Origin of the sequence: Maricaulis maris (assembly GCF_003634045.1) — a bacterium.
Lineage (GTDB): Bacteria > Pseudomonadota > Alphaproteobacteria > Caulobacterales > Maricaulaceae > Maricaulis > Maricaulis maris.
Genome location: NZ_RBIM01000010.1, coordinates 45,402 through 68,329 on the forward strand (window position 1 = coordinate 45,402; position 22,928 = coordinate 68,329).

Sequence of the window (22,928 nt, forward strand, 5' to 3'; positions counted from 1 at the left end):
GTATTTTGTTTACAATAATTACATGTCAAGTCATTGATATTAGTGGTTTTATTCTACATGAAATTTCTTATGTGTAAGTTTATGTGTAATTTTGCATACACACTTCGCGTCTAGTTCTTGCGAATTGGTGTGGACTAGCTAAGCGAATTCGGTCTGGACGAAAATCGCGTCCGCTATGCTGTTAAGCTTATGGAAGTTTGAGGTTATTTGAGCGCCGACAGGGCCGTCGCCCTCTCCCCATATGTCCGACAACGCGTCTATCGCGAGCCGAACGTCGTTGGGGTACAACACGCGGCCTTTCAAAGTCGCGAACGGACCATCCGTTTCAGTCAAAACCCTGCCCTTGGGCATTAGTCGAGCCAGCTCCCGGCCCTTCGCAGACTTCAACATCGCCGGCCCCACAGAGAACCAAGCCCCAAGCGAAACCGCTCTCGACAACTCTGCCTTAGTCCCGCTGAACCAGTGCAAAACTGGAGTGCCTGCATTTGGATGTTGCTCCAGCATGTCGAGCACCTCTGTGGCGGCGCCCCGCGAATGGATCGACATCACTCTCCCGCCGAACTGCGCCGCTGCAGTCAACATGCGACGAAACACCATTTTCTGGAGTTCCAAATACTCCTTGAAGTCGACCGAACCATCGAGGCCGATTTCACCAACAAATCGAGCTTGCGGCATGAGATAATCAATGAGCGCCAACTCATCAGCTCTTTCATGAGCTAGCTGCGGGTGAAAACCCAAAGCGGTTTGCACGCTCTTGTTTCCCGCCGCGAGTTTTTGCGTCCCCAAGAATGCTTTCGGGGTGGTCGTCACCGATAAAACGAAGGTGTTGCTGGTGAGCGCGCGATCAAGAGCCAGTGCAGGACTGTCGTACAGATCTATATGACAGTGAAAGTCGATCATGCATCGATGCCCAGGTCTTTCAAAAATTGATCGATCTCGAACACGCCACGCCGAGCCACGTCCTTGTGCTCGTTACGCGCCGTTGGGTCCAACGGTAGAGGGCCGCCACGTATCACCCATTTGCCGAAATCGCCACCATTTACGCGGCGAATTGCAGCGGAAACAGCCCTGATGTCAGCTCGGTCTCGATCCGTTCTCAGTGCGTCGTTCAAATCATCGAACCTATAACCCACGTGCTTGCTCGTAGCAGTTTCGTCGGCAATGCCCGCGGCATGGAACGCCGACCTACGAATAAGACACGGCACGCATCGCCCGCATTGTTGCCAGTAACGCTTCCACTTACCGCAGGATGTCGTCTTGGATATCAGTTTCGTCACAAGAGGTTGATCGCGGCACTCACGCAAAGCCTCACCTTTCGTTTTGAAAAAGTAAGGGTTTTCGATTGCCGCGGGTATTCCGACCTCATCAAAAATCGCTTGCAACGAAGAAATGAAATGCGGATGCACCGTCCGCGTACTAAGCGCGCCAATTCGGCGCACAGTTAGAGGTGGATTTAGAGAAATAAAGCCGTTCTCTGGGATAATGAGAGGGACGATACTATCATTATGCAGCCTTGATATCGCCGACGCAGCACAGGCTGCTAGGGCTAGAAACACGATACTTCTTGTTCGTGTCGAGGGCTCTCCTTGCAGTTCCCCTCGGATGTCATCGTTGATGCGAAGACTTGGAACCTCTGGGAGCATTCCGTGGAGGTACGTCTGATACCCGCCATCGCCGCGAGTAGACCGGCTGACAAGTAACGGCCGGTGTCCGTCAGCGATCCTGTCTATCGCCCCGATCAGGCTGTCCATGCCACCAGAAAAAAGACAAACCTCGTCAGCGCCCTCCAGATCGACTTTGTTTTTTAGGCGAGATCTTTCTTTGTGGCTGGGAACTGTGTCCCCTCCAGCGACGAAGTTGAAATGCCATTGGTCGCCACTTAGAAACCCGAGTGCCCGTTCGAGCTTTTTCGCGACCGGGGTCCATCGGGCCGGATCTGCCAGACCGACAGTTACTTCAATATTTCGTCCAAATCCATCGTCCGCGGCGGATCTGAGTGCGAAGCGGTCTGCCGCAGCGACGGCAAGCGCTATAGCCAAGAAATCGTACGCAGATTGTTCGATCGGTAAATCTAACCGAGCCAACTGGCGCCGTACTTGGTTCCCCACAGCGTTGGGCGGCCCGCCAACCTGGACACGGCCGAATAACAGTACGGGGATCTCATATTTCGCAGATGAGAAGGCGGCCTGGTCCGGATGGGCGAAGACTCTAGTCATCGGCTTCCTCCCAGTGTTCGAGGGTCACTTTGACCGCTTGAAGCTGAACCTTCTCGATACCCTTCTGGGTCATCTGCGAAATTTGACCGGTGATTGCGCTATCAAGTGCGTCGTCAATGGCCGCTTTCACAACCTCGCGCATATCGTTTTCTCTAGTTTGGAGATGCTCTGATGTTTCAGCACCGTCAGTGGCATCACCGGCTTGTATCCAAACCTCCTGAAACACAGCTTCCGCTAGGTAAAGGTGCAGGACATCACTAAGCATTTCCTCTGTAATATGGCTGGTCTCAAACGTGTCTTCGCCTTCAAGTGCTGTACAGACAGCCTCGATAATCGCGTTACGCACATAGTCGCGACTCTCGGAGTGTGGGGCGATCGCCTCCGCGATGAGTTGCGCGGCAACATCCACATCAGCACCAATAGCCCCCGATAGATCGGAACCCGTTTCCTCCGTTGCGGTTCCACCTTCTGCGAGGTTGGACAAGCCAGCGACCGCAGCGGCGCCAGATCTCGCGACTGCGCCAAACTTGCGTGCCCCCGTCGCCGCACCTCCGGCAGCTGATCGAGCGTATCCACCGAGCGCGCGACTACGGTGCTCGGAATCTCCGGAGGCAGCGTACTTTCGCATGGATGTTCGGAACTGTCGGAAGCGAGACGGTTCAGGTTCGGGTTGTTTGGCTTGCGGCGTTGCATCAGCATGATCGGGAACGAGCTTCGAGCTAGGGCGAGCGCCTCTGCTATCGGTAGAAGTACCCATCTTATTTTGTCTCCCACCAATTCGCGTTTTTCAGCCGAAGTGTGAGCCATCTCGCTGGCTTTGGTATGTGCTGCTTGATGAAATCGGAAAGCGCTTCACCGCAATTTTCAGACTGATCGGCCAGTAGGTGCGCGCCGACATATCCTGGTGGCGCCGAAGACCAATCCGAGACTTGGCTCAAATGGCCGATAATTTGATCGAGGACTGCGCCCCGTTCATCCGCTGGAATTTCGCTAAGAGCGGCTCTCACCGCTGGTGAGGTTTGCTTCGTTGCCTTTAGCAGCACGCGGAGAGCTCCCTCTGCCGTAGGGGAAAGATCTGTCGTCGTCAGTTTGGTAGGCGCGAGATCACGTGCCAGGTAGGCTGCGGGCCGAAGGTCGACCTCAGCGAGACTGGGTTCCAATGCAGCCCATTCGAAAATGAACTTTGCATCGTCGCTCCATTCGGTAGGAAGCTTCGGTGTTTCATTCTTCTTCAAGGCGGCTTCGATAGTCCCAATTTCATCGACGCGGCCACCGTTCGAAGCTGCGATAAAGTTGAGTAGTGCTGCCGTAGCTTTCGAGCTCGCGCACCGTTCGAACAAAACCAATTTGGCGATTATTGCTTCGCTCAGTGGCATCCCACGAGTTCGGGCGATTTGAGAACGAAGACGCACCGCGTTGAGCATCCGTTTTACGATGCGGGGGTTGCCCGAGACACGCTGAGCTTCTGCCAATTGGGGCGCCAGACTTTCAGCCAGTCTGAAGCTATTTTTGATGTTTGCACGTTGGGCTTCACTGAGCGCTTCGGCCACCTGCGCGACATCAAGAAGGTCAGTTGGTTTTAGTTCTATCGACTGCCAGCTCTTTCGCAGATGGTCGATGAAGTGCTTGTTGATTGCTTCGAATTGACTCTTTGCCAGAACGCCGTCGCCATCAAAAGGCGATGCTACAAGGAGCATGAAGAGATAAGACCGCATTTCCGGGAAACCGGCCTTTGGAACTCGGACTGGAATTTGTACAAACTTGTCCAAATAATCGCTTACCAAGCGTGTTTGCTGAGCTCCGTAGTGCTCACTAACGGCATGCCGGATCATTTCTTCGTCGACTGCGATGACGAATGCAGTTTGAGGCACAAACAGGAAGAGCCGGATCGCTTCGAGCGTATGGATGGCATCTCGCGGCAAGCATCGATCAAGATTGTCCACCACCACAACGAGCGTTTTGCCCATTTGACCAAGAAGTTCCTCGAACTCCTGTCGGAACGCGCGTACTTCTTCGGGAGGCGAATAGGTCTCAGCCGGTTGGAACAGACCCGCTCCGCGATTAGCAACATCACCCGCCGCATCGTGAATGGCCGTGAGGTCGGATTGATCGCCTCCGGATGTCATTGCTTTCGCAGCAGCACCAATCCCGGCATTAATTGTCCCAAACGCTGGCAAACCGACCGCGGCGGCGCCTAGTTCGGCTATCAGACCAAGGGCGCGAAGCTTGTTCACTCGGCCTAGTAGGTCGCTAACTTTTTCGAGAAGTGTTTCGTCGTCTTTTACGGCATCGCGAAGTGCGCCGCCAATTGTATCCAGCAGCGCCGCTCTTGCGTCATCGTAACTTTGGAAGAGCCAAGCATCGAAGCTTATTAGTATGACATTTTCGTCGTCTTTGAGCCTCGCCTCGATGAGTTGAACCATCGAGGATTTGCCAACCCCCCAACCTCCGAAAACACCTACGGAGAGAGGGCGAAGCTCCTCTTTCTCCAGTATATTGACCACCAACTCTGCTGTCTCAGAGTAATTTAGGTAATCGTTTTCTGACTCGTTATCTGACCACATGCGCAAATTCCATCACAGGTTGCCGAAATATCAAACCAAATTTTGCGCGACTTCGGGCGGTTAGCGATTAAACTTACTATTGATCGGCTAATACGCGCGTGACTTCCGTCACTATTCCCTTGGTGAGAAACCAAGCTGACATTCCCTCGGAGCCGACACGCATCCAACCAGCATCGCTTCGCAGCGATCATCATACCCCCGAAGCGGGGTTGACCGAGCAAGGGCGACGCTGTGCTGACAGTTAGGCCTCTTGGTCAGGCTAGCTGTTCATTGGCTAGGTTGACTTCGTACCGGGCGCTTCGACCGGCTCCGACAGGTAGCAGCGCACCTATCTCGGCAAGATGCTGCAGATCCCTCGTGGCCGTCGCTTTGGACACCTTGGCCATGGACATGTATTTGCGCGCATTCATGCCGCCCTGGAACCCGTCAGGTCCAGCTTCCAGCATCTTCACAACGATCTTGTTCTGACGCTCTGATAGCGCGTCACCATGGCGATCGAAGAACCGCGCCTTGGCGAGGATAAAGCTCACTTGTTCATCTGCCCGATCTTGGGCTTCCACGATGGTACTGACGAAGTAGTGCACCCATTCGGTGACATCATTGGAGCGCTGCGCGCGCTTCAACGCATCGTAATAGTCATTACGCTTTCGCTCGATTGCCTCGGACAAGCTGAGCACGACCGGGCGCCCGAGCCCTTGGGACAACACCTTCTCAGATAAAGCCCGCCCGACGCGACCATTACCATCTTCGAATGGGTGGACGCTTTCGAAATAGACGTGCGCTATCGCGGAGCGAACCGGTGCCGGCTGCATGGCCGCTGACCCATCCGGTGCACTGTCATTGAACCAACTTATGTAGCGCGCCATCTCGTCGGGGACGCGATCTGATGGCGGCGCTTCATAGTGGACCTTCCACTTACCGTAGGCACCAGACACGACTTGCATGGGCTCATCGCTGGATCGCCATTGCCCAACGCTCAGCTTTTCAGGGTCGACAACACCGCCCAAGAGAAGCTGATGCCAATCAAAGAGCATTTGATCGGTGAGAGGGGCGGCATACTCGTCACGAACACGAAGCATCAGCTGCGCCACGCCTTTGGCGCGCTCATCACTGACTTCCTCTGGTTCCGGTCCAACACCCAGATGCTTCATCAGGGAGGAGCGAACGTCCTCTCTGCTGATGAACTCACCTTCGATTTCGGAGGTCTTCACAGCCTCGGCCACCATCAGCTCGATGATGGTTTCGGTTTGCATGCTGTCAGGCAGGCCGCTAAGGGCACCACTTACACGCCCCGCTTTCTCGGCGAATTCGTATAAAAGCCCCTGTATTTCCGCAACTTCAAAGCGGAATTCAGGCCAATCTTTTTGCTGCCAATTGTACTTCATGAGCCGATTGTACCACTTAATCGGCTCACAAAACAAACTAATTATGAGCCGATTAGGGTTTCTAATCGGCTCATAGCGCTAAATTAAAGCAAGCTGTTGAGCGCTCGGGTCAGGGATTCCGTACACTTCTCGCGCCATCGAGATGGTTTGAGAGCCCGAGAAAATGGGCTTATCTCGAACTTCATTTGGATGGTCCCAACCAGCCCAGATGCGCAAGCCAGACCCCCGATAGGATACGGATATCCGACCAGGTCCACAGGAACCGCCTGCGATGCCAAGAACCTTTTCAAGAAACGCATGAAGTTGGTCATCGGTTGCCCCATTGACGAGTTCGTCACCGAACCAGCGCAAAAGCGCGCTGGTCGCGATTTCGAATGCGGTCCGCTTGTCCGCATATGAGAGGGCCGCGCTCATAACGCGGCCTTCTTGCTTGATTTGCGAGATGGCTTCTTGGCGCTTCTTGCGTCATCCAAGAGCATTACGACGCCGTCCGGTGGCAATGCGTCCAGCTTGAGCCGGATGTGGCCGCCCTTCGTGGTCCAGGCTGCGCCGATCTCACGCCAGAATGATTTCCGGCCGGTGGCTTCATCGCCATCGCGTACAGCAAAGGCGCGAAGAGCGGGTTGAGCGAAGTTTGTCATAGTTGTGTCTCCTTTGGTTTTTGGGCTGAAACACGTCCGTCGTGTTCCAATCGCGGATCACCAAAGGTCGATGGGAGGGAGCTTTGCTGCCCTGTAACCGTAGGCGGCGTTAGCCGGGGCTTAGCGGAGCAAACCCCACGCACCTAGATTTGCGTTTCTTGGACAACGAACGGATGAGGGACGCAAAAACCAAGGAGCGCCATTGCAACGCGCACAGCTTGAGACACCCGTTTACGTCATAAACAGACGTCCCAGCCGGTTAGCAAAATTGCGCTAGAGATCGTCGCCCCGACCAGAAGAGGAGACAAAACACTCGTGCGCTTGCGACATCGGGCACAGCATCAAAAATGCGATAGGCTCGCACTAACGAAAACCCTACGTTGGCATATGAAACGAATTGGTTTGTAAATTTGCCATGCTTGGAGGAATGGGTTGGCTCTAAAAGATAGACCTGATCCGGCATGGTCCGGACGCGTAGTTCTCGAGCCAGGGTGGGCCCTGTTTCGGGGACAGACGGGACACGCGACCTTCCATAAGCACTACGCTGTGCAGATCATGTTTTCGGCCAAAGACGATCGGGTCAAGAGTGCTGGAACGAAGAGCGCCTCCAAGGGTATGGTGACGATAATTTCCTCAATGGAACCGCACCAGGTCACCTCGTCATCGCATGTGACGGACGTGCTATTCGTCGACCCCCTTCGATACCAGCACCTGGCAGAAAGCCACGGTGCCGATGCATTAGCGTGCGCTAATGTCGATAGCTGGATCTCGCATATCAGATCCGCCACCGCAAAACCCAAAGATTTGCGTCTCGCAGAACTCCTGCGGGAGCTCGACGAAATGGAGGAGCTAGCACCAGGTTATTCAGCTCGTGATGCCGCAAGGCAAATCAATCTCTCGTCGTCGCGATTTTCTGCGTTGTTCCGGGCCGAGATGAAACTACCATTTCGACAGTGGGTGCTTTGGTCTCGGTTACAACGGGCGTTGAGCGTCATACTTTCGGGAAGCGACCTAACTAGTGCAGCTTATGCAGCAGGGTTTTCAGATTCTGCTCATCTGGCTCGGACGATGAAATCGATGTTCGGCGTGAGCTTAAGCAAAGGCATCGCTCCGCTAACGCGAATTAGTATCTAGCGCATCGACTTAAATGGTCGAATAAGCTGACTCCAATAATCGGTAGGGTAGTCTGGCTCGCCTTCAATGCCGAGATCGTCCGATGTGAAAGTGCGGTTGGGATCAAAAGAAGCTGTGCCGAGCAACCAGTCCCATACCATAGTGAATAGGCCGAAGTTGACATCACCTTCACGGGCGGAAATGAGATGATGGAAACGGTGCGCCGGAGCCAGCGCAAGAACGTACTTGAACGGTCCGACACGCACGTCCGCATTTGAGTGCTGCAACAGGAGCTGTAGCGCGATGGCGACCACTAGCAACCAGGCTACGTCTTGCGGCACACCTAGTAAAATTACAGGAAGCACCCCACACACGCCTTCTATCAATTGATGAAGCGGATGTTTCATCAGACCGTTAAATCCATACATGCGTTTAACGCTGTGATGAACCGCATGAAATCGCCAAAGCCAATTAATCCGATGACTCGCGAAATGAGCCATCGTAATCCCGAAATCAACGATGCCTATCGCCAACAACAACTGCCCCCAAAGCGGCCAGTGACTTGGCCAGACCCCAAAATTCGGCAGCAGGGCGGCCAGAAACGGCAAACCCAAGATCGATAAAAAGTTCGCCCCCTCATTGACTACAAAGTGTACTCGGTCTCGCCAACGGTCTTGGTGAGAGAGGTTCCAATCTGGATTGTAGGGGATGAGTCTTTCGACCAAAAACGAGACGAAGATCACACCGACGATCAAGGCCGCGAGCCAAACATGGTGGCCCCCCATAGATACAAGGGTTAGAGCCAGGGCGTTGCCACCCAAGAGAACAAAAGGCACAAAACCCAAGCGCAAAACCCAGCGAATTCCATTCATTTGATACACCGTTCAAGGATTGTCGAACGACATAATGGCGAGCGGCGATACCGTTGGCTTGAACGTTTCAACTGACTCCATCGAACCCCGGGCCGAGCCCGCGGATCGTAGCGTTGATACCTTGCTACGATCCGCAGAGCCTGTAGTGCCGGTCCTCGAAATCGAACGTCGTATTGACGTTCGATGCACAGCCGCGGAGTACAGTGCCTTGTCATCAGTCACGAGCGTGCTCTGTCTCCAATACCGAAACATGCCCGCCCGGTTTTGGTGCGAACCACCGATGTAGCGCTGGCAGTACGAGCAAGGTAAGGACGGTTGACGAAACGAGTCCGCCCATCACAACGGTCGCTAGCGGGCGCTGCACTTCAGCACCTACTCCAGTCGCAAATAGCAATGGCGCCAAACCAAGCGCTGTCGTGAGCGCTGTCATCAGCACCGGCCTTGCTCTCAGTCCTGCCGCTTCAATAGCGAGCGCATTGTGGTCGCGGCCTTGCCGCGCGAAGTCGTCCATAAAGCTGACGAGCACCATTCCGTTACCAAGGGCGATACCGAAAAGCGCAATAAACCCGACCGTGGCTGGCACCGAGACTGGTAATCCTGTTAGCCACAAAGCGAGGGCGCCACCGGTCAACGCGAGAGGAATGTTCAGCAGGATCAATATCGCTGACTTGAGCCTCCCAAATGCGAGTAACAGGATGAGAAGAACTATTCCCAACGTAATCGGTATCACCACGGCGAAGCGGGCATTGGCCTGTTGTTGCAGTTCAAACTGGCCACCCCATTCGACACGATAACCAGGCGGAAGGTCTAGCTGACTGGAGGTCGCCGCTTGCGCATCGGCAACAAAGGAGCCGATATCGCGCCCGCGAACATTGAGCTGCACCGTTATGAAACGCTCCCCATTTTCGCGCGTTATCTGACGAGGACCGACAACAGTTCTTATCGAGGCGACACTTGAAAGCGGCACCCGAGCACCACTCTCGCTTTCTAGGATAAGTCGGCCAATCGCCTGCGCATTGTCACGCCGGTTTTCGTCAAATCTGACGACCACTGGAAACTGGCGAACCCCTTCAAAGAGGACGCCGGCTTCCGCCCCGCCGACGGACGCGCTCAGCGTATCAAGGGCTTCCTCCACTGAAAGACCATATCGGCCTAAGGCCGCGCGATCGACCGAGACGACTAACTGTGGCGCGCCGGTGATCTGATCAGCCTGCACATCACTCGCCCCGCTGACACGTTGAAGAATTGATTGTAGTTCCTGCGAACCTTCCAACAGCACATCCATGTCAGGACCGAAAATTTTTACCGCGAGCTGAGCTTTCGTGCCGGTTAGAAGTTCATCAACCGACATCGCGATCGGTTGCCCGATGTTCACTCTGATTCCCGGAAAGGACTCCAGATCTTCGGATATTTCTGCACGCAGGTCGGTCGGTGTGAGGCCGGGTCGCCACTCTGACCTTGGCTTCAAAGCGACAAAGGCCTCAATACTGTTTACCGGGTCAGCGTGAGCCCCGACCTCGCCTCGGCCAATTCGACTAACAATGGAGTCAATCTCAGGGAACGCCGCCAGCAATCGACGTTCAAGTCGTGTTGATGTCTCGCGCCCCTCGGTGAGCGATATTGATGGAGCCATAGAGACCCGAAGTAAGATATCACCTTCTTCGAGAGCGGGTGTGAACTCCGAGCCCAATCTTGAGCCCGCCAACCCTCCGATGACCAAAAGTCCAAGCGCTAACGCAACCGCAGCAAGGCGTGCGCGGACGAACACGCTTGCGACAGACTTGACCACGCCGGCGATTGCGCCCTCGCCAGACGTATTGTGTTTGGGTGGCTTGATTAAGCCAAAGGCCATGGCGGGCGCGACTAGCGCGGCGTAGAGGAGCGATCCTGTCATGGCAAGGGCGGCAGACGCAGCAAGCGGCCGGAAAGTCTTACCCTCAACACCTTCCAGCGAAAATAGAGGCAGAAACACAATAATCACGACTGCGACGGCTGCGATTAGCGGAGCGATAACTTCCGCGGTCGATTTGGCGACCACATCGCGAGCGTCCTCGCCATTCCGCCGTTCCCGGAAACCTCGGTCGACATTTTCGGCAATGACGATAGCGCCATCAACCATCATACCGATGGCGATGGCGACACCTCCCAAAGACATTAAATTTGCGCTAATGCCCAACACGCTCATCGAGATGAAGGCGAAGCCAACCGAGAATGGAATTGACAAGACCACCACTAGGCTAGGTCGCCAGCCACCGAGGAAGATAAACACGACAACTGCGACCAGTAGAGCACCTTGCCAGAGCGCGGTCGTGACGGTCGAGGCCGCCCGTCTAACCAGTGTACCCTGATCGTAATATGGAACGGCGCGTACGCCTTCTGGCAGGGATGCATTGATCTCATCGAAGCGCGCGTGTGTGCGCTCAATCACATCAGACGTGTTCGTACCATAGAGTTTAAGAACGAGGCCGGCGACCGTCTCGCCATTGCCGTTGGCAGTCGCGAGCCCTTGGCGCGTACCACCGCCAATAACGACCTCTCCAAGATCGCTCACTCTGATCGAACGACCGTTGACCGTGCTAACCGGCGTTTCTGCGAGGTCGGAAACCGATCGTGCCAAGCCGACACCACGCACGGTGTATTGTTCCGCGCCTACTTCGATGAATTGCGCACCGGTCGTGCGATTTGCGCTTTCTAGAGCACCGATTACATCTGCCACCTCTAAATCATAGGCGATCAGAAGATCGGGATTGAGACGAACTTGGTATTGCTTTTCGAAACCGCCAAGCGCTAGCACTTCGGTCACGCCTTCGACGGATTGAAGAGGGTACTTAATCATCCAGTCGGTGATTTCGCGGAGTTCGGTCAGATCATAGGCGCCAGTCTCATCGACGACGCGAAAGTACATGATGATGCCTAGTCCGCTCGAAATGGGCCCGAGCTGGGGCGTCCCGAAACCATCTGGGATGGCTTCGCTGGCCTCTGGTAATCGCTCGCCTACGACCTGGCGTGCGAAGTACACATCCGTGCCATCCTCGAAATAGATGTTTACAATGGAGAGACCGAAATTTGAGACCGATCGGATTTCCTCGACATCTGGAAGACCGGACATCGCGGTTTCGACTGGGAAGGTTACATAGCGTTCGACTTCTTCTGGAGAGAGCCCTTCGGTTTCGGTGAACACCTGAACCAGCGAGGGTGAAGGATCGGGAAACGCATCAACTGGAAGCGCACGAAAGGCAAACAGCCCCCCTACGGTGAGGGTTAGGGCCGCGATGGCGGCTAGCAGCCGGCCGCCGGCAAGGCGGTGCATTAAGTTTTGCATATCTCTAACTTCCTAGTCGTCATCATCACCGAAGGAGTCTCTTTCGAGATGTGCTTTGAGCGTGAATGCACCCTCTGACACGTAGAACTCTCCTTCATCGAGGCCAGACAGGATCACGGTCTGGTTGCCGGATTCAGTTCCCGGCTCCACGGTCCGCGGCGCAAATCCGTCATCAGTTGGAACGAACAGACTCGTTCGACCCGCAACTTCAACGATGGCCGCCGATGGCACTTGGAGGCGGCTCTCGTCGGCCCCGGTTGCAATCTCAGCCGTTGCGAACTGACCGGGGCGCATCCGCCGGTCAGAATTGTCCACAACCATGCGGGCGGTCGCCATGCGCGAGGTTTCGTCTATCGTCGGCAAAACGGTCGAAATCACACCTTCTGCTAACTGAGCCCCCGTTTCTGACCGAAGGACGACGGCCATGCCGGCTTCAACGATTGCTGCGTCCTGCGTGTAGACCGCTATGTCAGCCCATAGGACGCTGTCATCAACAATGGTGAAGAGAGCTGGGGCGCTTGCGTCTTCTGCCGATACTGCTGCGCCAAGGATTGCTGTTCGGCGCGCAACCACACCGCCGATGGGAGCCCGAAGGCGGGCCTGGGCGAGTGTTAGGTCGGGCGCATCGCCGAGAGATGCGAGCTCACTGCGAGGAACGCCCACAGCAATGAGCTTGTTCTCAACGCCTTCGCGTGCGGCGCTGGCCGCGATGAGCGCAGCGCGGGCAGCCTGCAGGTCAGCCTCGGGTGTAATTCGCTCTGCAAAAAGCGTTTCCTCACGTGCCAGGGCTTGCTGGGCAAGGTTTTCGGAAGTGGCGGCTGTCAGAAACTCAGCCTTCAGGTCGGCGAGTTCACGACTGGAGAGGATTGCCAGCGATTCATTGGGAGAGACGAGATCGCCTTCGGTCGCTGTAATTTGGATGATCCGCCCGCTCACTTGCGGTGAGACTGCGGCGACGCGATCTGCATCAAACCTCAACTCGGCCGGGAGAGAGAGAAACTGTCTCAGGGGAGTACGTGTCGCGCGCGCGGTCACAATGCCAGCCTCTGACGCCACCTCCGGGCTTAACTCAACTTGGGCAGATTGTTCGCCATCATCGTGATCCACTTCCGTTGCGGAGGAACGATCCGAGTCTCGGTCCCCACCATTGCCACAAGCGGTAATGGCCAAAGTAGCGGCGATGACCGCGAATAGATGCGGTTTACCAATCATCGGATATCTCCATCAAAGGGGGCTGCCCCAATCAGAGCTCGCAGACGCAGCTCTGCGCTCTGCAAGGCAAACTCTGCATCAATCACAGCGAGTTGGGCGCTCAACAGGGCCGCGCGGGCATTTAGGGTGGCGGTGAGATCGAAACGACCAATCTGATAGCCACGCGAGGCCGCCTCGTAGGCCTCCGTCGCCGCGGGCAGCGTATCGTGTTTTAGGATTTGCAATCGGCTTTGTGCCGTGCGTTGAGCCGCAGCTGCAGCCCGTTGCTGGGCTAACAAGCGTTGTTCGGTAACTGCTCGATTGAGTGTGGCGGCATCGCTCCGGATCGCCGACGCTCGCGCAGCATCCCGCCCGCGATCGAAGATTGGGAGCGGCAGGCTAACACCCGCGACGAAAGCCTCATCGCCGGTCTCTTCAAACCGCCGGATTCCTGCCGATACGCTTATGTCTGGGATGATGGCGCTTCGGGCAAAGCTGGTTTCGGCCTGTCGGACACGAACGGCTGCATCTGCTGCATTTAGCGCAGGGTGTGTCACGTCTGCTTCGACTTCCGCGATGGTGGAATTAAAGCTCACTCCCATCGGTGCTGAGAATGTGGGCTCGGCACTGCCCCACAGGAGAGCAAGCGCGTATCTGCGGCGATCAATACCTGCCTGCGCCGTTTCGACAGACGCGCGCAAAGCGGTCGCGTCCGCCCGCGCCCGCGAGAGCTCCGGTGGTGCCGCAGCGCCCGCATCGACTCGGCGCGCCACAATGCTCACCAGTTCATCCGCTAGATCCGCACTTTCTTCTGCAAGGTTTCGTAATTGGACGGCTGCCACCAACTCAGCAAAGACGATCGCGGCCTCTAGTTCAGTCTCCCTCAGGATAACCGCGCATTCCGCGCTGGCGAGCGCCTGGCGAGCCCGCGCAGCTCGTTCCTCGAGCGCTCGCTTCCCTCCAAGACGGAGCGTTTGTTCTAATGCGAATGTTGATTCAGTTTGATCAAAACCCGACAACGCGTTGCTGCCCGCAAAATTCTCCAGTTCGAGCGATAGGGTCGGGTTGAGCCGCCGCCCGGCTTGGTCCGCCTCTGCACCGAGGGCGCGGGCCTCCAATCCGGCCGCGCGAACAGCAGGCGAGGCGTGGCGAACTTCTGAAAGTACGGTGAAAAGTGTTAGGGGCCTTCCCGGCGAAATTTGTGGCGAACCGCCAATCCGTCCATCGCAAGGTGAGGCCAGCGCGCCTTCGGTCAATGCGGCGAGCGCCAGGGCTGCGGTAGCGCCCTTTAGAAAAAATGACATGTTGTATGCTCCTCAAGCGGATCCAGCTAAAGCGTGCCCGCAAGTGCGGACCGATGTTCTGCTAAGGATCAGGCTCGAGGGGGACGATAGAGACTGCCGATCGGTCGAGATCGCAAACTGTCGACTGGCTGCGGTCTAGCTGAGGGCGCGCCACTCGGTGCCAAACCTGCCTCGTATGATACTTGTCGCGTTTTGAACGCGTGACAGGGGCCGCAATTTTTCCCACGGTCTTCGTGTTCTCCCCGACCTTCGTCCCGCTGCTCGGCGCTGTTCGCCTCTTGGCCAATCACGCAAGCGATAGCGAACTTGTCGTCACATAGCTGGGCATCAGCTATGTGCGCCAACAAAAACGCGCAGGCCACGAGAAGTGAGGCTGCAAGTTTTAGCGTCAGGCCGATCGGCAAGAGTATATTGGTCGATGCCGCTATGATTTCGCCTCTACTCAGTTATCCAACACCCAATTTGGTGAGCAAAATGGATTCGTTCAGATTGAACTACGAAAAGCCTTACTTCCTATAGCGGCTGTAGAAGCAAGCGGTTTTCGAATTTTTTTACATTGTCTCAATCGTGGCGGCTGCCAATTCACTAGAGGCAGGTTGATTGCAGACCCTTGTTCTTGAGTGACGCGCACATACTCGCTAACTACCGGACCCGACCATCATCATCACGATCGCGTTCACGCTGACGGCGCAGCCGTCGCTCGATCTCACTCAATTCGTCCCGGTCAAGAGCGTCTTGACGATCGAAGCCACCGGATTTCTTCCGCTGCGCCTCATGGCTCTTCCAGTCCCCGAAGCGCGCTTCGAGCATCGCTAGACGATGCTTCTTGCCGCCGACTTGGGAGAGCTTGGCGAAGCCCTTCCCATCGCTGAAGATCAATCCTTGGCCCTTGCCATGGATACCGAGCCCGCGCTCGGAAACCCGATCTTCAAGATCATTCCATGAGGATGCCTCATCGAAGTGCGGCCGAATGAACTGGCGCAACTCACCGATCTTATCTTTGCCCCAGGCGACAAGCGCGTTGACGTCAAACCCGCCTTCAGCCCGCTTCTTCAAACGCTCCCCAAAGCTCAACACACGGGAGAGCCGTCCAGGCACCTGCTGTAAGCCTAACTCCCTCTCTTGGGTTTTGAGAGAGCGTTCAAGGCGGGTCTTGTAGCGCCACTTCGGCCAGGCCTTACCGGTTTCCGGATGCACCCGATTGACCAGAACATGGAGATGCGGGTGTTCGGTGTCATTGTGACAAACGATCACCGACTGATGCTCCGACAAACCGAGATCTGAGAGCGTTCGATCTGCAACGCCCGCCATGGCGTCCGGCTCGAGCTGCTCGTCGACTGGCCAACTGACAGAAAAATGAAAGACGGGATCTTGAACCCGTCGCGACATCCGCGCCGTGGCACGCATCATCGCAGGATAGGTGTCCGGATCGGTTGTCGGCAGATTGCGCGCCTCTGCCCATTCGACCCGCTCAGGTCGATCGCCACGCTGCCCCGTGGCGAGATATCGGGCAAGGCCGCCAAAGCCGGTTCCGGTCTGAGCTTCTCCGATCACAAGAAAGCTCAGCCGAGCCGGCGCACAGCGGACAGGACAGCGTCCAGGGTTGCGTGTACCGCGGGAGCGGATACCACGAAGCCGGCGTTGGCCTGCTTTGCGAGCTGATTGAGATTGTTCCCAATCGAGGTCAGCTGGCGAATGGCATCCGCTGTGACGCGTGCAGGTTTCGCTTGGGGACGGGCCCCGAGCGCACATGCACGCACGAAGGCCGCACGGGTCTGATCGCAAGTCTCCGCCGCTTCGTTTATGGCCGCCAACTCAGTTGGCGTGACATAGACGTCGATCCGCTCGGATCGAACCTCGGCGCGTGACTTTCGATGACCCTTTGGCGGCATTCGTTAAGCCCTCCTGGCACTTGAAGGACAAGCAGGATATGCCTTGAGGACACACTTCGTGTGCTTCGAATGGTATACATGTAACGGAGCATTTTTGCCCGTATACATCCTGCTTGCTCTCACCCAAGTCGATCTCATCCGCAGAAATATACTCCAGGTTGAAACGCCGAGCTATAACACAACCGACACATGTGACGTTGCACCGATGCTTCACCCCAAGCACCGTGGCACATGTGTCACGAGGGCCTGACGAGTCCCCATCTGGGGACTCTAGGAAGGCTCTCGCCAAGAAGCCGTCACAAGACGGATTCTTCTTCAAGAAGGGGGAGACACAATTGGCCGGGCAGAGGCCAATTTGGATCTCGCTTCAGGCCGCAGGCCCAAAGGGTGGGAAAGGGTGGGATAGCGCCAGCGTTTCGCCCCTCCTAAGGGGCGAGAAGTCTCGAACTCGTGATCGATCTGCGCCCTAGAACGACTTGCATCTGTAGTAACTACAGATGTTATTGTGGCGACATGTCAGTAGCGGGTACAGATCAAAGTTGGCTCTCAAGAGCGCTTTCGAGTGGCGGCGTGCTCGGAGGCTTCGCCGCTTTCGTGGGCGCGTCGTGTTGCGTCATCCCGATATTGCTTGTGCACTTCGGATTCGCGAGTGGGTTGGTCGCGAAACTCGGCTGGTTCGCGCGTTGGCAACCTTCCTTCTTTTGGACATCTGCAGGATTGCTCGCCGTTGCAGCGTCCTATGCAATATGGCGCGGCCAAGCATCAAGATCATTTTGGATCTGGTGGGTGATCGGAACAACGTTCCTCATCGCCGCATTCATCCTGCCGCAGTACGAGTTCAGACTTCAAAGTTGGGTTTTGGATTGGACGCGGAGGTAATATGGCAGACGCTAAACCGACTTTCCGTTTCGACGACGCTGGCACAATTCCACCGCCAGGGTGGATCGGTCGTGCTGCTCGCGCGCTCTTCGGTTACGGCTCACTTTATTGGGTCTATCAGATCGTGAGTTTTGGCGACGTCGGCGCGCTTACCAATCTCTCCGTGATTGGATTTACGCTCTTCGCATTGCAGCTCATTCCCTACACGGTGAACATTGGCTTCGGCATTAAGCTATCGTTCTGGCCACGCCTCCTTGCAGCGCTGGGCATCGCAGCGGCCGCCTATTTGGGTTGGCAATCAACCGGTGAAGTCGCGTCATCATCGCTCTGGAACGCGATCGCGATATTGAACATCTATGTCTACGGGCATCTTGGGATATCGTTCGTGCTCGCGGCGATCTTCGCGACGGCTGGCTGCGAGATGCGGGCTCTCCCGATTTTGATTGGTCGGCTGGCCGGGCGCCGCGCCCGCGATCATTATTGCCCGGGCCCAATCCGGGCCATCGACAACTGGGAACGCAAGCGGTTTGGTCAAAAACCCTAGACTGAGCGCAGCAACAAACCGAGACGACTTGATGAACATCACCCGCGGTAAACTCGCCAAACTCACGGGCTGCCATCTAGAGACTGTGCGGTACTATGAGAGCATCGGCCTCATGCCCGAACCTGCTCGTGCGGCAAATGGGTTTCGAACCTATTCGGATGACGATGTTCGACGGCTCCAGTTTTTGATGCGCGCACGCGATCTCGGATTTGCTGTCGCCGAGGTCCAGAACCTCCTCAGCTTGGTCGACAACAACGCCTATAGCTGTGGTCAGGTGCGAGATATAACTCTCGACCACTTGGCATCGGTGCGTAAGAAAATTGCGGACCTAAAACGTCTAGAAAGTGTTCTTGGTGACATGGCCTCACAGTGCGACGGCGGTGTCGTGCCGGAATGCCCGATAGTTGATGCTCTCTACGACTTCGCGCCGGAGGACTTATCAGCATCGACTTGGAGTAACGCGTCCAGAACGTGACAGCCGGCGTTCGGTTCAATTGAGCACTTTCTGGCCGCCGCGCGCAGCGTGGACGCGACTGATTTCAGTTCCGCTATACGCCCTTCGACCACCTCAATATGGGCGTTGATCTCGCTAGCAACCGCCTGGCACTGGCCAGAATGGTCGCGCTCCAAACGCAGCAGCGCACGACATTGGTTCAGCGAGAACCCTAGATCTCGGAATTGTCTGATGAAGGTCAGAACCGCGATGTGGCGGCGGTCGTAAAGTCGGTATCCGTTTTCTGCGCGGCGAGGCGCAGGCAGCACGCCCTGAGTTTCGTAGTAGCGAATGGTTTCTGCGTGGCAGCCGGTGAGACGTGCAAGCTCGCCTCTCGTAAGTGCCTTCACGCGAGCGTGTGTTTTCGTGTTCATTTTCTCCTTGAGTCTGTAGTCACTACAGGGATTAGCCTAGTTGAAAATCTAGGAATGAGCAAGAAAACGAATGACCGAAATCGAACAATCGAGCGACCAAACACCAGCCCCCCGTCAAAAACGAGGCTGGCTCGCAGCGGGAGGCATTATCGGCGCCATTGTGGCGTCATCCTGCTGCATCTTGCCTTTGGTGTTGGTACTCGCCGGCGTCAGTGGCGCGTGGATCGGGTCGCTCACCGCGCTCGATCCGTACAAGCCCTACTTCATAGTGGTGACGCTGGCCTTTATCGGCGCGGGATTTTGGCACGTCTATTTCAAGTCTGAGCCACCATGCGAAGACGGCTCATATTGCGCAAAACCCCAATCCAACATCATCACCCAAATCGCCCTCTGGGTCGGCTTGGCGATCGTTCTGCTCGCCGCAACGATCGACTGGTGGGCCCCATTTTTTTACTAGGAGACACACAATGAAACGAACATCCACCGTAATACTATCCGTAGCCCTGCTCGGTATCGCAGGAGCCGGTTTGTCGGCATTCAATTATGCGCCGTCAGAGACATCAGCAAAGACGAATATAGTCGTTGCTCAAACAGAAACCGCTACATTCGACATCGAGAACATGACGTGTGCGACCTGCCCGATCACAGTTCGGACTGCGATGAGCCGTGTTGAAGGCGTGGATTCGGTTGAAGTGGACTTCGAAACCAAGACCGCAATTGTTCGATTTGATCCGAGTGTGACAACTGCAGCGCTTGTTGGTCAGGCATCCACCGATGCTGGTTATCCCGCACATGCCTCCAACGCCGAAGATGCCGACCATTCCGAAGCAGAACATCAACACTAAAAGCGCCGCCAGATCACTGGTCAGACGGAGAAGTCACGAATGAAAGATTGCTGCTCAGATGGGAACAATGGCGAATACGACATCGCCGTTGTTGGCGCCGGGTCCGCTGGATTCTCGGCGGCGATCACCGCCGCCGAAGCTGGCGCGCGCGTGGCGATAATCGGTCACGGAACGATTGGCGGCACATGCGTAAACGTTGGCTGCGTGCCATCGAAGGCCCTGATCCGCGCTATGGAAGCGGCGCACTCAGGCGCTGCTGCCCGCAGGTTTGCGGGTGTGTCCGTGGCATCCAGGGTCGATGACTGGCCAGCGGTCCAGGCGCAAAAAGACGCACTTGTTTCGGGTCTTCGTGACAAAAAATACGAAGCCTTGCTGCCCGAATACGAAAATATCGACTACATCGAAACGAAAGCTCCTGCCCGCCTAGTAGAGGGCGGTGTTGCTTTCGACGGGCGGGCAATACGCGCTGCGAAGATCATCATTGCTACTGGCTCTTCCAGCAGCATCCCGCCGATCCCTGGCATCGAAAACGTTCAAACACTAGATTCGACCAGTGCGCTCGAACTAGATCGGCTGCCAGAGAGCATGATTGTCATCGGCGGTGGCGTCATCGGGTGTGAACTCGGGCAGATGTTTGCCCGCGCCGGTGTGCACGTAACGATCTGCTGTCGCACGCGTCTTATACCGGAGGCGGAGCCCGAAATTAGTGCGGCACTCCAGGCTTCATTTGAAGCTGAGGGCATCACGGTCTGCTCTGGCGTTGGCTATCAACGCATCGAGCAATCGTCCTCCGGCGTCCAGCTCCACTGCGAGACGACTGGCGGCACGGATGTCGTCGTCGCCCAGAGCGTTCTGATTGCAGCGGGGCGACGCCCGAACACGCAACATCTTGGCCTGGGCGACGTTGGTGTGGAGACCGACGCGCGCGGCGGCATTGCCGTCGACCTGCTCATGCGGAGTAGCAATCCCTCCATATATGCGGCAGGCGATGTCACAGGTCGCGACCAATATGTCTACATGGCAGCGTACGGCGCGAAATTGGCCGCCAAACACGCCACGTCTCAACCCGTCAAACCCTATGACAATCGTGCGATGCCCTGGGTCGTGTTCTCCGATCCACAGGTTGCTGGCGTGGGCTTCACCGCCGCGGCAGCCGAGGCAGCGGGCTATGACGTCAAAACGTCAATCGCCCCGCTGGACCAAGTACCCCGAGCCCTCGCGGCTGCCGACACGCGCGGGCTTATAAAGCTCGTGGCGGATCGCAAAACTGACGAGCTACTCGGTGCACAAATCATGGCCCCTGAGGGCGCAGATAGCATCCAAACCTTGGTTCTGGCGCTCAAGTTTGGCATGACGACCAAAGAACTTGGCGACACGATATTTCCATATCTAACGACGGTCGAAGGTTTCAAGCTTGCGGCACAGGGCTTCGACAAAGACGTTGCGAAGCTCTCGTGCTGTGCGGGGTAGTTTCTCTATGACAGATCTCGCACAAATCACTGCTGTTCTAGAAGCGGGATACATCGGTGAAAATCCGAAAGATCTTCAGAGGGCGTCGCTCTACATTTATAGAGCGCTGGCCAGTGGGAAACCGATCTCAATTGCGTCTATCGCAGAACACCTCGGAACGCCTTTAGAAACGGCTTCAAGGCTTCTCAACCTTGTTCCTCCAAGCGCGATCGAGCTTGATGATGACGGGCACATCATTGGCTTTGTCGGTCTGAGTTTGGCGCCCACAGCGCACAGGTTCGAAACCGCCGAACGCTCACTTTTTACTTGGTGCGTTTTTGATGCACTGTTCTTGCCATCATTGATTGAGCAGGCGGCCACGCTGCACACAACGTGTCCGAACTCTCATACAGACATAGAAATAAAGGTGACTAGCAGCTCCGTTGCCGCCATTGCACCTGATAGTCCGGTAATGTCACTGGCCAAAACTGACACCAAATCTTGTTGCAAGGATCTCCGGGGAGCCTTTTGTGATCAGGTAAACATGTTCGCAGATCAATCGGCTTTTGACGAATGGAGCTTGGATCGTCCCAACGCGATCAGCGTCTCACTATCTCAAGCTTTCGCATTGGCTCAACAACGCAATGCTTGGCGCTACCTCGACGTCGAATATTAGTGCCTGGAGCACACCCGACTATCGTGTCTCAATCAGACATATCGTCGAACTTTTTGCGCATACTTACCAAACGCGTCACCGAAGGTTCTGCGCATGTGCGGCTCCTCCACCCAGGTAATGAACACGTGGATGATCGCCGTGAACACCAGTGCGGATAGCATAGCGAGACCGGATCCGGCCGCGATCGCAGCACCGAGAAACATGCCGCTGTAGCCGACATATTGCGGATTGCGGGTGCGCCGATAGATGCCGTGCTGGATTAGCTCATCTTCGAGCAAGCCGTAAACGCGTTCCTGTGAACCATAGGCGTAACGCCCGAGAAATATGACGTAGGCGCCACCCAGGAAGAGCCCTCCCCCGAGCGCCAGTGAGATCAGGTTCGGCGCGAACAAACTGCCGCGATCGAGCCACGCGAGAGCAATCGTGGCGACGAAATGCCCGTGCATGATGAGGCCCGAGAAGGCGGCGGTCAGCGGCGACCATTTACCTTGTTGTCGAAACTCAGACCGCGCTCGAAGCATAAACGGGATCGATAGTGCGGCCGTTATGAGAGTGTAAGCAACGACGCCGATGAGCAGAGGGAACATTACGCTTCTCCTGGGTTGGCGGTAGAGCTGTGGTCACGAAGCTCTGAGAGAGCTTGCGAGCAGATGGACCAAGCCGAGCGGGTGAAAATGCCGGCGAGTACGAACGCAAGAATGAGATCCGGCCAAGCCGACCCGGTCAGGGCGACAAGGCCGCCGGCTATCATCACGCCAACATTGCCGATGGCGTCATTGCGGGAACACAGCCAGACCGAACGGACGTTCGCATCGCCGTCTCTCCATTTAAGAAGGATCACCACGCTTACGGCATTGGCGAGAAGTGCCGCGAACCCGACGATGCCCATCGTCTCAGCGACAGGCGGCTCGCCAGAGAATGCGCGGACGAGCGTCATGCTCAGCACCGCAATCGCGATCGCGAACAATAGCCCACCCTTGAAGAGAGCGGCTTTGGCACGAATGGCGAGGCTGGAGCCAATGACTAGGAGGCTGATGGAATAGGTCATCGTATCGCCGGCGAAATCAAGGGCGTCGGCTTTCAGCGATTGCGAACCTGAAGCGAAGCCTGCCGAGATTTCGACGACGAACATCACAAGATTGATAAAAATGACGGCCCACAGGGCGCG

23 protein-coding genes are annotated in these 22,928 nt (G+C 56.2%); 7 read left to right on the forward strand and 16 right to left on the reverse strand.

Annotated features, from left to right (window positions below; all coding sequences use genetic code 11):
- Positions 1–138: 138 nt before the first annotated feature.
- The 7 genes from qatD to C7435_RS16780 all read right to left on the reverse strand — a co-directional run bounded on the left by qatD (position 139) and on the right by C7435_RS16780 (position 6,806).
- Complete coding sequence (qatD, locus tag C7435_RS16755) at positions 139–900, reverse strand: Qat anti-phage system TatD family nuclease QatD (RefSeq protein WP_011644248.1); 762 nt, start codon at positions 898–900, stop codon at positions 139–141.
- Positions 897–2,216, reverse strand: coding sequence for a Qat anti-phage system QueC-like protein QatC (gene qatC / locus C7435_RS16760; protein WP_011644249.1), 1,320 nt, complete (start codon positions 2,214–2,216; stop codon positions 897–899). Before qatC ends, qatD begins: the two co-directional genes overlap by 4 nt.
- On the reverse strand, positions 2,209–2,700 hold the full coding sequence (locus tag C7435_RS16765; protein WP_121212574.1) for a Qat anti-phage system associated protein QatB: 492 nt from the start codon (positions 2,698–2,700) through the stop codon (positions 2,209–2,211). Before C7435_RS16765 ends, qatC begins: the two co-directional genes overlap by 8 nt.
- A 274-nt stretch (positions 2,701–2,974) precedes the next feature.
- Entirely contained in the window at positions 2,975–4,780 is a 1,806-nt protein-coding gene (locus C7435_RS16770) for a KAP family P-loop NTPase fold protein (protein ID WP_011644251.1), read from the reverse strand.
- A 254-nt stretch (positions 4,781–5,034) separates the two neighbouring features.
- Positions 5,035–6,165: a Fic family protein gene (locus C7435_RS16775; protein ID WP_121212575.1), complete on the reverse strand. Its 1,131-nt coding sequence runs from the start codon at positions 6,163–6,165 to the stop codon at positions 5,035–5,037.
- A gap of 78 nt (positions 6,166–6,243) precedes the next feature.
- Positions 6,244–6,579: a hypothetical protein gene (locus tag C7435_RS17065; protein ID WP_147422747.1), complete on the reverse strand. Its 336-nt coding sequence runs from the start codon at positions 6,577–6,579 to the stop codon at positions 6,244–6,246.
- Positions 6,576–6,806 (reverse strand): hypothetical protein, encoded by a 231-nt coding sequence (locus tag C7435_RS16780; RefSeq protein WP_121212576.1) that lies wholly within the window; start codon positions 6,804–6,806, stop codon positions 6,576–6,578. The genes C7435_RS17065 and C7435_RS16780 overlap by 4 nt, the downstream gene beginning before the upstream one ends.
- A gap of 555 nt (positions 6,807–7,361) precedes the next feature.
- Here C7435_RS16780 and C7435_RS16785 point away from each other — a divergent pair.
- Positions 7,362–7,940: a helix-turn-helix domain-containing protein gene (locus C7435_RS16785; RefSeq protein ID WP_121212577.1), complete on the forward strand. Its 579-nt coding sequence runs from the start codon at positions 7,362–7,364 to the stop codon at positions 7,938–7,940.
- Here C7435_RS16785 and C7435_RS16790 read toward each other — a convergent pair.
- The 6 genes from C7435_RS16790 to C7435_RS17430 all read right to left on the reverse strand — a co-directional run bounded on the left by C7435_RS16790 (position 7,937) and on the right by C7435_RS17430 (position 16,500).
- On the reverse strand, positions 7,937–8,791 hold the full coding sequence (locus tag C7435_RS16790) for a sterol desaturase family protein (RefSeq protein ID WP_121212578.1): 855 nt from the start codon (positions 8,789–8,791) through the stop codon (positions 7,937–7,939). The genes C7435_RS16785 and C7435_RS16790 overlap by 4 nt on opposite strands.
- A gap of 214 nt (positions 8,792–9,005) precedes the next feature.
- Positions 9,006–12,113 (reverse strand): efflux RND transporter permease subunit, encoded by a 3,108-nt coding sequence (locus C7435_RS16795; protein WP_011644256.1) that lies wholly within the window; start codon positions 12,111–12,113, stop codon positions 9,006–9,008.
- A 12-nt stretch (positions 12,114–12,125) separates the two neighbouring features.
- Positions 12,126–13,325 carry an efflux RND transporter periplasmic adaptor subunit gene (locus C7435_RS16800; RefSeq protein WP_011644257.1) on the reverse strand — a complete coding sequence of 400 codons (1,200 nt, stop codon included), beginning with the start codon at positions 13,323–13,325 and terminating at the stop codon, positions 12,126–12,128.
- Positions 13,322–14,608, reverse strand: a complete 1,287-nt coding sequence (locus C7435_RS16805; RefSeq protein WP_011644258.1) for a TolC family protein — start codon at positions 14,606–14,608, stop codon at positions 13,322–13,324. The genes C7435_RS16800 and C7435_RS16805 overlap by 4 nt, the downstream gene beginning before the upstream one ends.
- Before the next feature lie 642 nt (positions 14,609–15,250).
- A complete protein-coding gene (locus C7435_RS16810) occupies positions 15,251–16,162 on the reverse strand; it encodes a relaxase/mobilization nuclease domain-containing protein (RefSeq protein WP_011644259.1) in 912 nt (303 codons plus the stop codon).
- 8 nt (positions 16,163–16,170) lie between these two features.
- Positions 16,171–16,500 carry a plasmid mobilization protein gene (locus tag C7435_RS17430; protein ID WP_011644260.1) on the reverse strand — a complete coding sequence of 110 codons (330 nt, stop codon included), beginning with the start codon at positions 16,498–16,500 and terminating at the stop codon, positions 16,171–16,173.
- Positions 16,501–17,380: 880 nt separating this feature from the next.
- Between C7435_RS17430 and C7435_RS16825 the strand changes: the two genes are divergently transcribed.
- Both C7435_RS16825 and C7435_RS16830 read left to right on the forward strand, forming a co-directional pair.
- Positions 17,381–17,923, forward strand: a complete 543-nt coding sequence (locus tag C7435_RS16825; protein WP_011644261.1) for a hypothetical protein — start codon at positions 17,381–17,383, stop codon at positions 17,921–17,923.
- A gap of 31 nt (positions 17,924–17,954) precedes the next feature.
- Positions 17,955–18,398, forward strand: a complete 444-nt coding sequence (locus C7435_RS16830) for a MerR family transcriptional regulator (protein WP_011644262.1) — start codon at positions 17,955–17,957, stop codon at positions 18,396–18,398.
- Here C7435_RS16830 and C7435_RS16835 read toward each other — a convergent pair.
- Entirely contained in the window at positions 18,338–18,790 is a 453-nt protein-coding gene (locus C7435_RS16835; RefSeq protein WP_011644263.1) for a MerR family transcriptional regulator, read from the reverse strand. The genes C7435_RS16830 and C7435_RS16835 overlap by 61 nt on opposite strands.
- A gap of 70 nt (positions 18,791–18,860) precedes the next feature.
- On the opposite strand from C7435_RS16835, the gene C7435_RS16840 reads away from it, so the two are divergent.
- The 4 genes from C7435_RS16840 to merB are packed head-to-tail and all read left to right on the forward strand — an operon-like array spanning position 18,861 to position 21,760.
- Positions 18,861–19,247, forward strand: coding sequence for a mercuric transporter MerT family protein (locus tag C7435_RS16840; RefSeq protein ID WP_011644264.1), 387 nt, complete (start codon positions 18,861–18,863; stop codon positions 19,245–19,247).
- Positions 19,248–19,257: 10 nt separating this feature from the next.
- Entirely contained in the window at positions 19,258–19,635 is a 378-nt protein-coding gene (locus C7435_RS16845) for a cation transporter (protein ID WP_011644265.1), read from the forward strand.
- 39 nt (positions 19,636–19,674) lie between these two features.
- Complete coding sequence (gene merA, locus C7435_RS16850) at positions 19,675–21,105, forward strand: mercury(II) reductase (RefSeq protein ID WP_075191298.1); 1,431 nt, start codon at positions 19,675–19,677, stop codon at positions 21,103–21,105.
- A 7-nt stretch (positions 21,106–21,112) separates the two neighbouring features.
- A complete protein-coding gene (merB, locus tag C7435_RS16855; RefSeq protein WP_147422748.1) occupies positions 21,113–21,760 on the forward strand; it encodes an alkylmercury lyase MerB in 648 nt (215 codons plus the stop codon).
- A 32-nt stretch (positions 21,761–21,792) separates the two neighbouring features.
- On the opposite strand, the gene C7435_RS16860 is transcribed toward merB, so the two are convergent.
- Positions 21,793–22,347 carry a PEMT/PEM2 family methyltransferase gene (locus tag C7435_RS16860; RefSeq protein ID WP_011644268.1) on the reverse strand — a complete coding sequence of 185 codons (555 nt, stop codon included), beginning with the start codon at positions 22,345–22,347 and terminating at the stop codon, positions 21,793–21,795.
- Positions 22,347–22,928 (reverse strand): cation efflux transmembrane domain-containing protein (locus C7435_RS16865; RefSeq protein WP_233350821.1); only part of this gene is annotated, 582 nt, incomplete at its 5' end. The genes C7435_RS16860 and C7435_RS16865, both read right to left, overlap by 1 nt.

What these genes read in the sequence shown, in the direction of transcription:
- merA (WP_075191298.1), top strand. Translation starts at nt 19,675, where the DNA reads ATGAAAGATTGCTGCTCAGATGGGAACAATGGCGAATACGACATCGCC.
- C7435_RS16800 (WP_011644257.1), bottom strand. Translation starts at nt 13,325, where the DNA reads ATGATTGGTAAACCGCATCTATTCGCGGTCATCGCCGCTACTTTGGCC.
- qatC (WP_011644249.1), bottom strand. Translation starts at nt 2,216, where the DNA reads ATGACTAGAGTCTTCGCCCATCCGGACCAGGCCGCCTTCTCATCTGCG.
- qatD (WP_011644248.1), bottom strand. Translation starts at nt 900, where the DNA reads ATGATCGACTTTCACTGTCATATAGATCTGTACGACAGTCCTGCACTG.
- C7435_RS16860 (WP_011644268.1), bottom strand. Translation starts at nt 22,347, where the DNA reads ATGTTCCCTCTGCTCATCGGCGTCGTTGCTTACACTCTCATAACGGCC.
- C7435_RS16775 (WP_121212575.1), bottom strand. Translation starts at nt 6,165, where the DNA reads ATGAAGTACAATTGGCAGCAAAAAGATTGGCCTGAATTCCGCTTTGAA.
- C7435_RS16835 (WP_011644263.1), bottom strand. Translation starts at nt 18,790, where the DNA reads ATGAACACGAAAACACACGCTCGCGTGAAGGCACTTACGAGAGGCGAG.
- C7435_RS16785 (WP_121212577.1), top strand. Translation starts at nt 7,362, where the DNA reads ATGTTTTCGGCCAAAGACGATCGGGTCAAGAGTGCTGGAACGAAGAGC.
- C7435_RS16845 (WP_011644265.1), top strand. Translation starts at nt 19,258, where the DNA reads ATGAAACGAACATCCACCGTAATACTATCCGTAGCCCTGCTCGGTATC.
- C7435_RS17430 (WP_011644260.1), bottom strand. Translation starts at nt 16,500, where the DNA reads ATGCCGCCAAAGGGTCATCGAAAGTCACGCGCCGAGGTTCGATCCGAG.
- C7435_RS16795 (WP_011644256.1), bottom strand. Translation starts at nt 12,113, where the DNA reads ATGCAAAACTTAATGCACCGCCTTGCCGGCGGCCGGCTGCTAGCCGCC.
- C7435_RS16830 (WP_011644262.1), top strand. Translation starts at nt 17,955, where the DNA reads ATGAACATCACCCGCGGTAAACTCGCCAAACTCACGGGCTGCCATCTA.
- C7435_RS16780 (WP_121212576.1), bottom strand. Translation starts at nt 6,806, where the DNA reads ATGACAAACTTCGCTCAACCCGCTCTTCGCGCCTTTGCTGTACGCGAT.
- merB (WP_147422748.1), top strand. Translation starts at nt 21,113, where the DNA reads ATGACAGATCTCGCACAAATCACTGCTGTTCTAGAAGCGGGATACATC.
- C7435_RS16805 (WP_011644258.1), bottom strand. Translation starts at nt 14,608, where the DNA reads ATGTCATTTTTTCTAAAGGGCGCTACCGCAGCCCTGGCGCTCGCCGCA.
- C7435_RS16770 (WP_011644251.1), bottom strand. Translation starts at nt 4,780, where the DNA reads ATGTGGTCAGATAACGAGTCAGAAAACGATTACCTAAATTACTCTGAG.
- C7435_RS16825 (WP_011644261.1), top strand. Translation starts at nt 17,381, where the DNA reads ATGGCAGACGCTAAACCGACTTTCCGTTTCGACGACGCTGGCACAATT.
- C7435_RS16840 (WP_011644264.1), top strand. Translation starts at nt 18,861, where the DNA reads ATGACCGAAATCGAACAATCGAGCGACCAAACACCAGCCCCCCGTCAA.
- C7435_RS16790 (WP_121212578.1), bottom strand. Translation starts at nt 8,791, where the DNA reads ATGAATGGAATTCGCTGGGTTTTGCGCTTGGGTTTTGTGCCTTTTGTT.
- C7435_RS17065 (WP_147422747.1), bottom strand. Translation starts at nt 6,579, where the DNA reads ATGAGCGCGGCCCTCTCATATGCGGACAAGCGGACCGCATTCGAAATC.